Source organism: Pseudomonas sp. URMO17WK12:I7 (assembly GCF_003269045.1).
GTDB classification, from domain to species: Bacteria; Pseudomonadota; Gammaproteobacteria; order Pseudomonadales; family Pseudomonadaceae; genus Aquipseudomonas; species Aquipseudomonas putida_J.
In genome coordinates this window covers 204,458-219,160 of record NZ_QLTL01000002.1, presented here as the reverse complement: position 1 = coordinate 219,160, position 14,703 = coordinate 204,458, and the positions used below count along the sequence as shown (strand labels likewise).

The following is a 14,703-nucleotide window of genomic DNA, read 5'->3' as shown; positions in this document are numbered from 1 at the left end:
TCATGATGAACGATGTATTTTTTGGCCTGATGATGCTCGGCGGCTTTTTTGTTCTCGGTATTGGTATGTGGGCGCTTGGCCAATGGCTCCGACGCAAAGGCTTTGGCCCGCAGCTCGATGCACTGGATAAGCAGTACACGGCACTACAGCATCGGGTGAACCGATTGGCTCTGCCTGCCGCTGCGCATTTCTACGGCGGCATGGGTATGCTTAATCGCATGCCACTTTTCGGCAGCAAGAATCAGGTGGTATTGGTAGAGCGTGTGAGAATGGCCATCCTTCAGATGGAAGAGGAAGAACGGCAGCGACGCAGGGTCATCAATCGCTGACGCGCACAGCCAGTTCCATCACCCACAACCCCGCCTGAGTGCGGGGTTTTGTTTTCCTGCCGCAGCATCTCCGTCTATTACACACCGCAAAAACGGCCTGTATCGCTCTGTGAGAAGTTTTCACACATGACAGTCACAACAACATTCCGACACTGAAAAAACGCCGCCACGGCCCATACAGCAGGGATTTTGGACGCTTTCGCAGGCCGTAAGAGGCCTTATGTCGATTTTGGCCCTGCCCTTCCCTTTTTGGTGCCTGATCGTCTTTTTGCCGGTTTCAACGGCTCGACCAGGTGCTGCGACCGGTGGGTAATCCACGGAACTAGCCGCGTCGGCGACGGCAGGCCCGCCCTACTTTTTTGGTGCCCAACGGCCGTAGGCCGACCAAGAGCAGCAAGCTAGGAGCTGCGCCATCAAGGCGCGGCACTTAGCGCGCATGCTGGAGATTCTTAGAGAATCTTAGATGGAATTTGCGAACGGCCCGCAAACGCCCGCCGTTGCTGGGTTTTCAGAAACCGGCCGGGCGCCGTTAAACAGGGGGTGGGGTGCCGTTAAACAGGGGGGGAGCGGCGTTACGGTCGGATGCCTTGGGTCGCCCGTTTCTCCTTTGCCCTTAGCGTACTCGTCCAGCCTCCAACCCACGGCAGCAAGCTCGGCCAGCGCCTTGGGGCGGAGCGAACGCCTTTCATGAGGGAGGGGAGCTGCCGCGAAGCGGTGGGAACCCCGCAAGGGGCCACGCTTTTGGATCGTGGCGCGATTTCGCACGAATAGGAGTTCCGAACTAACGGATGGGGGCCATCGACTTATGCACAGGCAAAAGGGTTTTAAACAGTTTTATATATAGTTTTAAAAGATTTAGCGTAAAAAGAAGGAAATTTAATCTTTTAATTCAATGGATTACGCGCGATGCCGGTTCCTAATAGACGGATACCGGTTCCTAATAGACGGCGAAACGGTTCCTAATAGACGGTTTCAGGTTCCTAATAGACACTCTATCCACAGCGTGGCGGGTTGTTCCCACTTTGTCCGCCAACTGTCCGTCAATCAAAATGAAAAAAGCCCGCAACGGGGCTCTTTTGCGATCTCACTCACCGTCTATTAGGAACCGCCCAGCGGTTCCGACGAGGAATTGCGGTGCCTCATGACCAGTAGAGGGCCATCCTTCCCCGCTTCTTCGCACAAGGCATATTCAGGCAGGTCATCGGCTTTGATGATCCCGCGAAGGAAGAAACAGAATTTTTTGAACGAGCCACCGCTTCCACTGCGTTCGTAAAGGGTCTTGAAAGCCCATTTAGCGCTATCCCTGCCTGCGGCACGGCGAGCCAGTCGGTAGATAAAGCGTCCTATGCCCGGCTCGATCAGAAAGTAGTCCCGGTGTACTGTAAGTACCTCCGGCCGCTTGCCCTCGGTGACTTCTCGATAAATCCACTCCGGGGCTTCAATCTCGACAGAACTTATCTTCTTGGTGTCCGTGCGTGACAGAACACGATAGCGCGCGATCAGCCCCTCGGCTTCGGTTGTCCGGAACTTGCCGCTTTCGCGCACTGTCTTGATGGTAGTACCCCGCAACCGATCTAGCGCGGCTTCCACTCCCTTAACCTGACTACTACCGTTACCACGTCGGGCAAATCTGAGGATGTCGCTAACATGCAGCCGAAACACTCTCCCCGGCTTGCCACCCTTTCCTTCTCGATAGCGGTTCATAGCTTCGGTCAAGTGAGACACCATCATCAGCACAATGTCGTAGTCCCAAATGGAGGCCATTCCGTGCGCTCCTGCGGACACTTCCACGTATCCATCCGGCAGGTCGTAGCGGATCAGTTCTCCGGCTCGCTTGTCCTTCTTGGATAAACGGAACACGGCCACATCCATGACGCTGCGATTGTCGCGGCCGCCCACGTCATAAAGGCTGGGCGCAAAAAAATCTGGCTGAGCGTCGCCTTGTGGAGGCTTGCGGACAAGTGACAACGCTTTGTCCCGCTCTTTTGCCCTTTCCATCTGTTCATGCACGGTCGAGACGTTAGACGGTCTACCGCGTTCAGCAGCCGGAGTTCGGTCACTGTTCCGCTTCCTGATATTTTCAAGGCGTTCCAGTAGCCCGCCAGAGTCGCCTATTACCGCGCCTATGGGCTTAAGACCGCTGTTTCGGCTACTCATGCACGGCCCAACCGGAGCTGTATTAAGCCCAGTACAAGCGGTCTACTCGTAAATGTCGCCTGCAAGTTGGCCGCCACAATTCAGGCCCCCATTCCGGGACGAGGGGCCGGGCTGGAATGTTTGCACGCATCAATCCATGCCTCGACCTCCGCCAAATCCCACACGACCTTGCGGCTACTGAGCGCAATGCGCTGAGGAAATTTCCCCTGCTTTTCAAAGTTGTAGATCGTGCGCTCGCACAGCGGAATCATCTCCAGCAGCTGCTTTTTGCTAATGAGAACTTTACTTGCTCTCCTTAATTCTTTTTCCACACCGAATACCTCGTTTTGTCATCATCCGAGGTTTAATTATTGCTACACAATTCCGGAAAACTCCAGCATCTACGATCATATTTTTTCAATTAAATCAATCACTTAGTGTCCGTAAATTCAACGTTTGACGGACAATCTTGATAACGCAAACCGCTGTTTTAATTAGGTTTGCAATAGGCACTTAAACCCAATTTATCGCGTCCGGAAATTCATCGTTTTTCGGACAAAAAAAAGCCCACCGAAGTGGGCATTTCGCTACAGAATGCAGGTCTCTAGGCTCCGAATCAGTCCTTGAGGCGGGTCTTCCTGATTGTCCACTCGTCGATCATGTCGGCCCAATCTTGGAGCATCGCCCGGCGCTGATCGCGGTACTCGGCCTTGTTGTAGATGGCACGAACGCCCTTCTGTTCGTGCGCAAGGCACTTCTCGATCCAGTCGGTGTTATAGCCCGCCTCATGCAACAGCGTGCTGGCTGTGCGCCGCAAGTCGTGCGGTCCAAACTTGCCAAGTGACTGCCCTTCCTTCTGGGCCAGCCGATAGGTAAGGGTAAGCACCTGATTGAGCGTTGCGCTGCTCATCGGCAAGTCTGAGTCATAACGTGATGGCAGAATGTATTCCGAACCGCCGGCGAAGGTCTTCAGCGCGATGAAAATATCCAGCGCCTGCCTCGACAGGAACACCAAATGGGGATTGCGACGCTTCATCCGCTCCTTGGGGATTGTCCAGAGCGCGTCGGTGAAATTGATTTCGTTCCACGTTGCGTTGGTCAGTTCGCTTTTGCGAACCATCGTTAGCAACAGCAGCTTGGCAGCCGCTCGAATTGAAGGTGTGGTGCCGATACGCTCCATGTACTGGTACATCAAGCCAATTTCCTCGGGCGTCAGTGCTCGATCTCGCGGCTCAAACTTGGCGATAGTTGACGGGCGCACCAAATCGGCCGGGTTCTCAACCTTCTGTCCGCGTTCGATAGCCCAGCGGAAGACCTGCATCATAATTTCGCGGCAAAGCACGGCCGTTGATGGCCTGCCTTGTTCCACGATGGCATCAGTCAGCGCCCGCAAGTCCTCGTGGGTAATTTCTATCAGTTTCCTGTTGCTGAATTTCGGCTTTAGCTCTCGCTCGTATGTTCCACGGCGCATGTCGCGGGTGGAATCTGCCATTTGATAGCCGCGCAACCACTTCTCGGCCCACGCGCCGAATGTCTCAGCATCCTTGACGCGGGCTTTGTCCCGCGCTTTCTCCTTGGCTGGAGATTTCCCTGCGGCGATCATCTTCTTGGCTTCGCCCAGCCGTTCGCGAGCTTCCGCTAGCGTGATCCCTCCGACACCATAGCGGCCGAAGGTGATGGTCTCTTGCCTGCCGTGGATCGAGTAGTTGTAGCGGAACGAAATCGAACCCGCAGGGGTGATGGCCACGTAGAGGCCGTCACGGTCATTCACTTTGTACAGCTTGTCCTTTGGCTTGAGGTTGCGCAGCTTGGTATCAGTCAGCATGGTCGGGTTGGGTTTCCTCTCAAAAATACCATGCTCAAAAAGCCCCACAAATCCTCAAAAAACTTCTTTAAGGACAATGCGTTACCTAAATTCGATACCATGAACACCCCATCAGAGGCGGCATGGTATCGAGTGCCGAACATGGCATCAGGTTCAAATCGTACCATCTACCATGCCATAGAAACGGTGTGCTTGGCGATGCGAAAATTTGCCAGACAGTGCTACGCCAAGAACGAAAAAAGCCCGCAATTACGCGGGCTTAGGGGTGTTTTAATGCTTCTTGGTGCCAGTCTGTGCCGGACGCGGGATCACTCCCACTCGATGGTGGCAGGCGGCTTGCTCGACACGTCGTAGGTAACGCGCGAGATGCCGTCGATTTCGTTGATGATGCGGCCGCTGACGGTTTCCAGCAGCTCGTACGGCAGGTGTGCCCAGCGCGCGGTCATGAAGTCCACGGTCTCGACGGCACGCAGGGCCACGACCCAGGCGTAGCGACGGCCGTCGCCAACGACGCCAACCGACTTGACCGGCTGGAACACCACGAATGCCTGGCTGGTCTTGTGGTACCAGTCGGCCTTGCGCAGCTCTTCGATGAAGATGTGGTCGGCGCGACGCAGGATGTCGGCGTATTCCTTCTTCACTTCACCCAGGATACGCACGCCCAGGCCCGGGCCTGGGAACGGGTGGCGGTAGACCATGTCGTACGGCAGGCCCAGCTCCAGGCCGATCTTGCGCACTTCGTCCTTGAACAATTCACGCAGCGGCTCGACCAGCTTGAGGTTCATTTCCTCTGGCAGGCCACCGACGTTGTGGTGCGACTTGATCACGTGGGCCTTGCCGCTCTTGGCGCCAGCCGACTCGATCACGTCCGGGTAGATGGTGCCCTGGGCGAGGAACTGGATGTTCTCCAGCTTGCTGGCTTCGGCATCGAACACGTCGATGAAGGTGCGGCCGATGATCTTGCGCTTCTTCTCCGGGTCGGCTTCGCCTTCCAGGTTGTCGAGGAACTGCTTTTCAGCGTCGGCGCGGATCACCTTGACGCCCATGTTCTCCTTGAACATGGCCATTACCTGGTCGCCTTCGTGCAGGCGCAGCAGGCCGTTGTCGACGAATACGCAGGTCAGCTGGTCGCCGATGGCGCGGTGCAGCAGTGCGGCAACCACGGAGCTGTCAACGCCGCCGGACAGGCCCAGCAGGACGTTGGCCGAACCGACTTGCTCACGCACCTGGGCGATGGCGTCTTCGACGATGTTGGATGGGGTCCACAGGGCTTCACAGCCGCAGATGTCCTGGACGAAGCGGGACAGGATGCGACCACCTTGCTTGGTGTGGGTCACTTCCGGGTGGAACTGCACGCCGTAGTAGCCGCGCGAGTCGTCGAACATGCCGGCGATCGGGCAGCTTGGGGTGCTGGCCAGCACGTGGAAGTTGCCCGGCATCTGGGTGACCTTGTCGCCGTGGCTCATCCACACGTCCAGGCCCAGCACGCCGTCATCGTCCACGTGGTCTTCGATGCCGTCGAGCAGGCGGCTCTTGCCAACCACGTCAACGCGGGCATAACCGAACTCGCGCAGGTCGGAACCTTCAACCTTGCCGCCCATCTGCTCGGCCATGGTCTGCATGCCGTAGCAGATGCCCAGCACCGGCACGTTCAGGTCGAACACCGCCTGCGGGGCGCGTGGGCTGTTGGCTTCGTGGACCGACTCGGGGCCGCCAGCGAGGATGATGCCGCGCGGGTTGAATTCGCGGATCGCTTCGTCGTCCATGTCGAACGGGTGCAGTTCGCAGTACACGCCGATTTCACGCACGCGGCGGGCGATCAGCTGGGTGTACTGGGAACCGAAATCGAGGATCAGGATACGGTGAGCGTGAATGTCGAGGGCCATGACTCAATCTCGTCAGTGGAAATCGGAAACGACGCGGGGCTGTTCGTGACAGCCCCGTTCGGTTATTGCTTGAAGCCTTAGCCTACGCGGTAGTTAGGGGCTTCTTTGGTGATCTGCACGTCATGCACGTGGGACTCGGCCATGCCGGCACCGGTGATACGCACGAATTCCGGCTTGGTGCGCATCTCTTCGATGGTTGCGCTGCCGGTGTAGCCCATGGACGAACGCAAGCCGCCCATCAGCTGGTGGATGATCGCAGCCAGGGCGCCCTTGTAAGGAACGCGACCTTCGATGCCTTCCGGTACCAGCTTCTCGGCGCCGGCCGAGGAGTCCTGGAAGTACCGGTCGGACGAGCCCTGCGCCTGTGCCATGGCACCCAGCGAGCCCATGCCACGGTAGGCCTTGTAGGAACGCCCCTGGAACAGCTCGACTTCACCCGGTGCTTCTTCGGTACCGGCGAACATCGAACCCATCATCACGCAAGAGGCGCCGGCAACGATGGCCTTGGACAGGTCACCCGAGAAACGGATGCCGCCGTCGGCGATCAGTGGCACGCCAGTGCCTTCCAGTGCAGCGGCGACGTTGGCGATGGCGCTGATCTGCGGCACGCCGACACCGGCAACGATACGGGTGGTGCAGATCGAGCCTGGGCCGATACCGACCTTGACGGCGTCGGCGCCGGCTTCAGCCAGGGCCTTGGCCGCGGCGCCGGTGGCGATGTTGCCGCCGATCACCTGCACGTGCGGGTAGGTTTCTTTCACCCAGCGAACGCGGTCGATAACACCTTTGGAGTGACCATGAGCGGTGTCGACCACAACCACGTCAACGCCGGCGGCAACCAGGGCGGCAACGCGCTCGCCGGTGTCCTTGCCGGTGCCGACCGCAGCGCCGACGCGCAGGCGGCCCTGGTCGTCCTTGCTGGCCAGCGGGTAGGCCTTGGCCTTTTCGATGTCCTTGACGGTCATCATGCCCTTGAGGTTGAACTTGTCGTCGACGATCAGGACTTTTTCCAGGCGGTGCTTGTGCAGCAGCTCGCGGACTTCGTTCTTGTCGGCGCCTTCACGGACAGTGACCAGACGCTCTTTCGGCGTCATCACGTCGCGGACCTTGGCGTCCAGACGGGTTTCGAAGCGCACGTCACGGGAAGTGACGATGCCGACCAGGTCGCCGTTCGCCAGTACCGGAACGCCGGAGATGTTGTTCAGGCGGGTCAGGTCGAACAGGTCACGCACGGTGGCGTCAGCCTCGATGGTGATCGGGTCCTTGACCACGCCAGCCTCGAACTTCTTGACCTTGCGTACTTCGCCGGCCTGCTGTTCGATGGTCATGTTCTTGTGGATGATGCCGATGCCGCCTTCCTGGGCCATGGCGATGGCCAGGCGCGCTTCGGTCACGGTATCCATGGCAGCGGAAACCAGCGGAATGTTCAGCTCGATGCCACGAGTCAAACGGGTCTTGAGACTGACTTCATTGGGCAGTACCTCGGAGTAGCCAGGTACAAGGAGGATATCGTCGAAGGTCAGGGCTTCTTGGCTGATACGCAGCATCGCGGGGGCTCCCGGGCGGGAAAAATGGAAGCGCGCCATTATACTCATCCACGGCGCGCCGCTCAATGCAAAATAAGGGCCTTCGGTCAGCCTTGTGGCAGTTTTACCTGCACCACCGCCACTGGCTGGTCGAGCCAGTCGGCGAAGCTGTCGAGAAAGGCCTGGGTAAACCCGGCCTCGCCCCAGTTGTTGAAGATGAACCCCAGGTTGGAAAAGGCACATGGCTGCAGGTAAATGAAGCCATTGATGTCGTCTTCATGGCCGCACAGCGGACAGGTGAAGTTGTCGCTCACCGCCGGCATCCACTCTTCCAGGCTCTCGAACAGCGGCTCGCCCACCTCGCGCCGGCACTCCGGGCAGCCGGCCTCCTCGAGGAAGCCCTCGGTCGGGGTATAGATGCAGCGCTTGAGCATCACTTCCAGGCCATTGACCTGTTCGCCGAACGGCAGTTTATCCGGGTGCAGGGCGACCTTGCGCGCGCCCTCGGCCAGGGCATGGCCCATGCGGTTGCCGGTGCGCCCGCAGGTGGTCAGTTGTTCTTCGACGATCTTCTCGCGCACCAGCCAGCGCAGGATGGCCCGGGAACGGGCTTCATGCGAGGGGACGGTGGATAGCTTGGGGACGATGATGCTCTGGGTGTTCATGAAAGAAGCGGCCTGCGGACTGCGGTAATCCTGCAATTCTACCGCTCAGCCGCTCAGGTAGCGACCGATCAGCGCCAGGCCGCTGGCCAGCACCAGCCAGGTGACCAGGCGCACGAAGGCTTCGCGGGACAGTTTCAGGGTCAGCCGGCGCCCGGCCCAGAGGCCGATGAACATCACCGGCAGTAGGCAGGCGGCGAGCAGCAACAGGCTGGTGTCGGCGTAGACGCCGGCAATCAGGAACAGCGACAGGCGCACGAGAGTGCTGCAGCTGATCAACGCGCTCTGGGTTGCACGTACCTGCTCCTTCACATCGAGGCGTGCGTTGAGGTAGATCGCATAAAGAAAACCGCCACTGCCGAACAAAGCGCCAAACAGCCCGCCAATCGTCCCCATCGGCACCGCCCAGAGGCCTGCCAATCTGGCCGGCCGCACTTTCACTGCCAATCCATAGATTGCATAGGCGGTGACGAACAGGCCCATCAGCAGCAACAGCAGGTCGGACTTCAGGTGCAGCAGGAACACCACGCCCAGGGTGCAGCCCACGGCCATGCACGGCAACAGGCGCAGCAGCTCGCCGCGCACTACGTCGCGACGTGACGGCAGCAGGTTGCCGAAGGCGGCGACGAAGTCCAGCAGCACCAGCAAGGGGATGATGCGTGACAAGGGCATGAAGTGGATCAGTACTGGGCCAGCCACCAGCGCGGTGCCGAAGCCGGCGATGCCGAAGACGACGTAGGCAGCGCCGACACCAAGCAAAAGGGGCAGCCAGTCAAGGCCGGAAAAAGACAGCTGGGCGAGCATGGCAACCGTTCCTGGGAAGACAGGCAAAGGTTAGCCAGCCGTAAGCCATGCCGACTAATATACCTTTAGCGCCATACCCATCTCGAAAAGGCATGACATGACGTCGATCCGCCAGTTGCGTTACTTCGTGGAAATCGCCGAATGCGGCAGCTTCAGCGGTGCCGCCGAGCGGCTGTACATCGCCCAGTCGGCGCTGAGCCGACAGATCAAGGAGCTGGAACTGCAACTGGGCACCCCCCTGTTCGAGCGCACCGCACGCCTGCCGCGCCTGACGCTGGCCGGCCAGGCTTTCCTGGAACGTGCACGGCGCTTGCTGGCCGACCTGGCGCAGGCTGAGCAGGTGACTCGCGACATTGGCGAAGGGCTGCAAGGCAGCCTGCGCCTGAACCACTCCAGCACGGTACCGCTGACCGGACCGTTGCTGGCCCGGTTGGGCGATTACCTGCGGGGTAACCCAGGGATTGCGCTGGAGATTGCCCAGCAATCGTCAGAGGCGCAGCTGGAGGATATCGCCGCCGGGCGGCTGGATATCGGCCTGTTGCGCCTGCCGGTGTTGCGCCAGCATGAAAGCGTGGTGCTGCATCAATTGTTCAGCGAGCCATTGTTGCTGGCGGTTGCCGCTGGACATCCACTGGCTGACGCTGCTCAGGTGAAGCTTGAGCAGTTGCGTGAAGAGCGCTTTACTTCGATTCCACACCGGGACCGTGGCGGGCTGAGTTACCTGTCGGCCTCGTTGTGCATGGCGGCGGGCTTTTTCCCTCGGGCGGCGCAGGTGCTGTCGCGCAAGACCACGCAGTTGCAGTTGATCCAGGCCGGATTCGGGGTGGCGCTGTTGCCGGCGTGCATGAGGGAAATTGCCCCGGCGTCGATCCGCTTCGTGGCACTGGAGGGGACATGCGAAAGCACCGTGGCACTGGCCTGCCGGCGCGATGCAGGGCAGAGGGTGCACCAGTTCGTGGCGGCGATGCAGGGTTGATGGCCCCGCCAACGGCAACCCAGCCCACGGTTACTGCGCTGGGCTGAGCCTTCACGCGGTCATTGTGGGAGCGATAACCCTGGCTACAGAGCCGGGACAGACAACCGGGGCCGATGTCCTTTATGATGCCCGCCATGATCAGAGACCCCTTCGAACGACTCGGCCTGGACCGCGAGGTCCTCACCGTCAGCCAGCTCAACGGCCGCGCCCGCGTGCTGCTGGAAGACGTGTTCCGCAGCGTCTGGGTGGAAGGCGAGATATCCAACCTCGCCCGCCCGGCCTCCGGCCACATGTACTTCACCCTAAAGGACAGCGGCGCCCAGGTGCGCTGCGCGCTGTTCCGCCAAAACGCCACCCGGGTCCGCCAGGCCCTGCGTGACGGCCTGGCGGTGCGCGTGCGCGGCAAGGTCTCGCTGTTCGAGGGGCGTGGCGACTATCAGCTGATCCTCGACACGGTCGAGCCTGCCGGTGATGGCGCCCTGCGCCTGGCCTTCGAGGCACTGAAGGAAAAGCTTGGTGCCGAAGGGCTGTTCAGCGCCGAACGCAAGAAGCCGCTGCCGGCCCATCCGCAACGCATCGGCATCATCACCTCCCCCACCGGCGCAGTGATTCGCGACATCATCAGCGTGTTCGGCCGCCGTGCCCCACAGGTTGAACTGAATCTGATTCCCACTGCCGTGCAGGGCCGCGAAGCGATCAACCAGATCGTGCGCGCCTTGCAGCAGGCCGACCGGCTGGGCTTCGACGCGCTGATCCTGGCCCGCGGTGGTGGCTCGCTGGAAGACCTCTGGTGCTTCAACGAAGAAGCCGTTGCGCGTGCCATGGCCGCCTGTGTGACGCCGATCGTCAGCGCCGTGGGCCACGAGACCGATGTATCGATCAGCGACTTCGTCGCCGACGTGCGCGCCCCTACACCCTCGGCGGCGGCCGAACTGCTGGCCCCCGACAACAGCGGCCTGCAGCAGCGCCTGGACGGCCTGCAACGGCGCCTGCTGCTGCGCATGCAGAACCGCCTGACCCACGACCGCTTGCGCCTGGAGTCACTGACCCGACGCCTGCGCCACCCCGGCGAGCGGCTGCGCCAGCAGGCGCAACGCCTGGACGACCTGGACATGCGCCTGCGCCGCGCGTTCATGCTCAACCTCAATCAGCGCCGCGAACGCCTGGCGCGCCTGGATACACGCCTGGCGGCTCAGCACCCGGGGCGCACGCTGAAACTGCTGGAGCAACGCTTGAACAGCCTCTCCGAGCGCCTGCCACGGGCCATGCGCGAAGTGCTCAAGGACCGCCGCCAGCGCTTCCAGGCACAACTGCAGACACTGCAAGTGGTCAGCCCGCTGGCGACCCTGGCGCGTGGCTATAGCATCCTCCTCGACGAGCATGGCCAGGCCATCCGCAGCGCCGAGCAGACCCGCAATGGCCAGCGCCTGACTGCCCGCCTGAACCAGGGCGAGCTGCAGGTACGCGTCGAAGACAATCACCTGACCCCGGTCACCCTCTCTTTACTGGACTGACACATGCCCCGCCTGTTTGCGCCCCTGTTCGCCCTCTCTCTCATGCTGCTGGCCGCAGGCGCCCAGGCCAGCTACATCACCCGCACCCTGAACAAACCTGTGCCGGGTGGTGTGGCGGTGGTCGACCTTGGCCCGGCGGCAACGGCGCCGAGCGCGCGCTTCGATGGCAAGCCGGTGCTGGTGGTCAAGGAACAGGACAGCTGGCTGGCCATCGTCGGCATCCCGCTGACCCAGAAGCCTGGCACCGCCATGCTGACCCAGGGCGGCCGCAGCCTGCCCTTCAGTGTCGGCAGCAAGCAGTACCCTGAACAGCACATCACCTTGAAGAACACCCGCCAGGTCAACCCGACCCCGGACGACCTCAAGCGCATCGACCGCGAGCTGGCCGAGCAGATCCAGGCGTATCGCAGCTTCAGCCCGGTATTGCCAAGCAACCTGATCCTCGACAAACCCGTCAACGGGCCGCTGTCGAGCAAGTTCGGGGTGCGTCGCTTTTTCAATGGCGAGGAGCGCAACCCGCACGCAGGGCTGGACTTCGCCGTGCCGGCCGGCACCCCGATCAAGACCCCGGCCAACGGCAAGGTGATCCTGGTGGGTGATTACTTCTTCAACGGCCGCACGGTGTTCGTCGACCATGGCCAGGGCTTTATCAGCATGTTCTGCCACATGTCGAAGATCGACGTGCAGGTCGGCCAGCAACTGCGCCGCGGCGATGTGGTCGGGCGCGTGGGCTCGACCGGGCGGGCGACCGGGCCGCACATGCACTGGAATGTCAGCCTGAATGATGCTCGGGTGGATCCGGCGATCTTCATTGGCGCGTTCCAACCCTGAGATCGGCAGCGCCTGCTTCGCGGGTAAACCCGCTCCTACAGGGATCGCGAAACCCTGTGGGAGCGGGTTTACCCGCGAAGAGGCCAGCACAGTCGACATCACTTCCACTCTGTTGCGCCATCGAAATATACCGCGCAACAATTCAAAGACCTGAATTAATTTTCAGCGATAAAATCTCGCCACTCAGCTTTTTTTGAGCATTCCTCTCAATTTTTTCCGAACACTTGCCATCCCCCACCTCACTGGTTAGGGTTGAGGGCATGAAAACCTTCAGCACCCTCATTTTGCTCCGACAACATCGCAGCCTCTGCCTGGTCAGCGCCCGACTACCAGGCTGATTCGCGTCGCCTCGCCTCTTCATCTCGTTATTGCCCGGCAGGCCCGATCTCGGCCGCACACAAAAGGATTGCTTCCATGACCATGCTCAAAGACCCATCGAAGAAATACCGCGCCTTCCCGACCATCGACCTGCCTGACCGTACCTGGCCGTCGAAGACCATCACCGCCGCGCCGATCTGGTGCAGCTCCGACCTGCGTGATGGCAACCAGTCGCTGATCGAGCCGATGGATTCGGAGAAGAAGCTGCGTTTCTGGAAGACCTTGGTGCAGGTTGGCGTGAAGGAAATCGAAGCCTCGTTCCCATCGGCCTCGCAGACCGACTTCGACTTCGTGCGCACCTTGATCGAAGACGGCCACATCCCGGATGACACCACCATCCAGGTGCTCACCCAGGCCCGTGAAGACCTCATCGCCCGCACCTTCGAGTCGCTGCGCGGCGCGAAGAAGGCCATCGTTCACCTGTACAACGCCACCAGCCCATCGTTCCGCCGCATCGTCTTCAATCAGGACAAGCAAGGCGTGAAGGACATCGCGGTGAACGCGGCCAAGCTGTTCGTCAAATATGCCGCCCAGCAGCCGGAAACCCAGTGGACCTTCCAGTACTCGCCAGAAACCTTCAGCGCCACCGAGATGGAGTTCGCCAAGGAAGTCTGTGACGCGGTCATCGAGGTGTGGAACCCGACCCCCGAGCACAAGGTCATCCTCAACCTGCCTGCCACCGTGGAAGTGTCCACGCCGAACATCTACGCCGACCAGATCGAGTGGTTCTGCCGCAACGTCAGCCGTCGCGACAGCGTGATCATAAGCCTGCACTGCCACAACGACCGTGGCACCGGCATCGCGGCCACCGAGCTGGGCCTGATGGCTGGCGCCGACCGCGCCGAAGGCTGCCTGTTCGGCAACGGCGAGCGCACCGGCAACGTCGACCTGGTGACCCTCGCCTTGAACCTCTACACCCAAGGCATCGACCCGCTGCTGGACTTCTCCGACATCGACGGCGTGCGCAAGGTGGTTGAAGAGTGCAACCAGTTGCCGGTGCACCCACGTCACCCGTACGTCGGCGACCTGGTCCACACCGCCTTCTCCGGCTCGCACCAGGACGCCATCCGCAAAGGCTTCGCCAAGCAGCAGGAAGGCGAGCGGTGGGAAGTGCCGTACCTGCCGATCGACCCGGCCGACATCGGCCGCAGCTACGAGGCGGTAATCCGCGTCAACAGCCAGTCGGGCAAAGGCGGCATCACCTACCTGCTCGAGCAGGAATACGGCATCAGCCTGCCACGCCGCATGCAGATCGAATTCAGCCAGGTGGTACAGGGTGAAACCGACCGCCTGGGCCTGGAAATGACCGCCCAGCAGATCTACAGCCTGCTGCACAAGGAATACCTCCAGGCCAACGCCCCGTATGCGCTGGTCAGCCACCGCCTGCAGGAAGAAAACGGCCACAGCGCCGTGGAAGTGGAAGTCGCCGGTGAAGGCGAAACCACCCTGCACTGGCGCGGCAAGGGCAACGGCGCCCTGGAAGCTCTGGTAGCCGGCCTGCCGGTATCGGTCGAGATCATGGACTACAACGAGCACGCCATCGGTGCCGGCACCAATGCCAAGGCGGCAGCCTACATCGAGTTGCGCGTGGCAGGCAGTCGCCCAGTGCACGGCGTGGGTATCGACGAGAACATCACCACGGCCAGCTTCAAGGCACTGTTCAGCGCGCTGAACCGCTCGCTGAGCCAGCAGGAAGCCAAAGCGGCTTAAGCATCACCGCGATGAATGAAAAGCCCGCATCCTTGGATGCGGGCTTTTTTGTTTTTCTGTGCCGGCCCTTTCGCGGGTGAACCCGCTCCCACAGGGACCACACAGCTTTTGAATACTGTGCAGTAC

At 60.8% G+C, this 14,703-nt stretch carries 12 protein-coding genes; 5 read left to right on the top strand and 7 right to left on the bottom strand.

Translation table 11 applies throughout. The features are described from left to right. Positions 1-2: 2 nt before the first annotated feature. Positions 3-329, top strand: coding sequence for a hypothetical protein (locus tag H040_RS03200; protein ID WP_027920145.1), 327 nt, complete (start codon positions 3-5; stop codon positions 327-329). 1,098 nt (positions 330-1,427) lie between these two features. Here the strand turns inward: H040_RS03200 and H040_RS03190 are convergent. From H040_RS03190 to H040_RS03160, 7 genes are all read right to left on the bottom strand, one after another. After that, positions 1,428-2,486: a replication initiator protein A gene (locus H040_RS03190; protein WP_021577798.1), complete on the bottom strand. Its 1,059-nt coding sequence runs from the start codon at positions 2,484-2,486 to the stop codon at positions 1,428-1,430. An 80-nt stretch (positions 2,487-2,566) separates the two neighbouring features. Then, positions 2,567-2,797 carry a helix-turn-helix transcriptional regulator gene (locus tag H040_RS03185; protein WP_000410046.1) on the bottom strand — a complete coding sequence of 77 codons (231 nt, stop codon included), beginning with the start codon at positions 2,795-2,797 and terminating at the stop codon, positions 2,567-2,569. Positions 2,798-3,081: 284 nt separating this feature from the next. Beyond that, positions 3,082-4,290, bottom strand: coding sequence for a tyrosine-type recombinase/integrase (locus H040_RS03180; RefSeq protein WP_024248387.1), 1,209 nt, complete (start codon positions 4,288-4,290; stop codon positions 3,082-3,084). A 308-nt stretch (positions 4,291-4,598) separates the two neighbouring features. Then, complete coding sequence (gene guaA / locus H040_RS03175; protein WP_027920146.1) at positions 4,599-6,176, bottom strand: glutamine-hydrolyzing GMP synthase; 1,578 nt, start codon at positions 6,174-6,176, stop codon at positions 4,599-4,601. Positions 6,177-6,253: 77 nt separating this feature from the next. Then, complete coding sequence (gene guaB, locus H040_RS03170; protein ID WP_027920147.1) at positions 6,254-7,723, bottom strand: IMP dehydrogenase; 1,470 nt, start codon at positions 7,721-7,723, stop codon at positions 6,254-6,256. A gap of 86 nt (positions 7,724-7,809) precedes the next feature. After that, complete coding sequence (locus tag H040_RS03165; protein WP_027920148.1) at positions 7,810-8,367, bottom strand: sugar ABC transporter ATPase; 558 nt, start codon at positions 8,365-8,367, stop codon at positions 7,810-7,812. A gap of 45 nt (positions 8,368-8,412) precedes the next feature. Next, positions 8,413-9,168 carry a sulfite exporter TauE/SafE family protein gene (locus H040_RS03160; RefSeq protein ID WP_027920149.1) on the bottom strand — a complete coding sequence of 252 codons (756 nt, stop codon included), beginning with the start codon at positions 9,166-9,168 and terminating at the stop codon, positions 8,413-8,415. 97 nt (positions 9,169-9,265) lie between these two features. On the opposite strand from H040_RS03160, the gene H040_RS03155 reads away from it, so the two are divergent. The 4 genes from H040_RS03155 to leuA all read left to right on the top strand — a co-directional run bounded on the left by H040_RS03155 (position 9,266) and on the right by leuA (position 14,577). Continuing rightward, complete coding sequence (locus H040_RS03155; RefSeq protein WP_027920150.1) at positions 9,266-10,144, top strand: LysR family transcriptional regulator; 879 nt, start codon at positions 9,266-9,268, stop codon at positions 10,142-10,144. Positions 10,145-10,278: 134 nt separating this feature from the next. Next, entirely contained in the window at positions 10,279-11,658 is a 1,380-nt protein-coding gene (gene xseA, locus H040_RS03150; RefSeq protein ID WP_033696503.1) for an exodeoxyribonuclease VII large subunit, read from the top strand. 3 nt (positions 11,659-11,661) lie between these two features. Next, positions 11,662-12,489 (top strand): M23 family metallopeptidase, encoded by an 828-nt coding sequence (locus tag H040_RS03145; RefSeq protein ID WP_027920152.1) that lies wholly within the window; start codon positions 11,662-11,664, stop codon positions 12,487-12,489. A gap of 414 nt (positions 12,490-12,903) precedes the next feature. Then, a complete protein-coding gene (leuA, locus tag H040_RS03140; protein ID WP_027920153.1) occupies positions 12,904-14,577 on the top strand; it encodes a 2-isopropylmalate synthase in 1,674 nt (557 codons plus the stop codon). Positions 14,578-14,703: the final 126 nt, after the last annotated feature.

Coding starts and splice junctions, on each gene's coding strand:
- H040_RS03200 (WP_027920145.1), top strand. CDS start 3: ATGATGAACGATGTATTTTTTGGCCTGATGATGCTCGGCGGCTTTTTT.
- H040_RS03190 (WP_021577798.1), bottom strand. CDS start 2,486: ATGAGTAGCCGAAACAGCGGTCTTAAGCCCATAGGCGCGGTAATAGGC.
- H040_RS03180 (WP_024248387.1), bottom strand. CDS start 4,290: ATGCTGACTGATACCAAGCTGCGCAACCTCAAGCCAAAGGACAAGCTG.
- guaA (WP_027920146.1), bottom strand. CDS start 6,176: ATGGCCCTCGACATTCACGCTCACCGTATCCTGATCCTCGATTTCGGT.
- guaB (WP_027920147.1), bottom strand. CDS start 7,723: ATGCTGCGTATCAGCCAAGAAGCCCTGACCTTCGACGATATCCTCCTT.
- H040_RS03165 (WP_027920148.1), bottom strand. CDS start 8,367: ATGAACACCCAGAGCATCATCGTCCCCAAGCTATCCACCGTCCCCTCG.
- H040_RS03160 (WP_027920149.1), bottom strand. CDS start 9,168: ATGCTCGCCCAGCTGTCTTTTTCCGGCCTTGACTGGCTGCCCCTTTTG.
- H040_RS03155 (WP_027920150.1), top strand. CDS start 9,266: ATGACGTCGATCCGCCAGTTGCGTTACTTCGTGGAAATCGCCGAATGC.
- xseA (WP_033696503.1), top strand. CDS start 10,279: ATGATCAGAGACCCCTTCGAACGACTCGGCCTGGACCGCGAGGTCCTC.
- H040_RS03145 (WP_027920152.1), top strand. CDS start 11,662: ATGCCCCGCCTGTTTGCGCCCCTGTTCGCCCTCTCTCTCATGCTGCTG.
- leuA (WP_027920153.1), top strand. CDS start 12,904: ATGACCATGCTCAAAGACCCATCGAAGAAATACCGCGCCTTCCCGACC.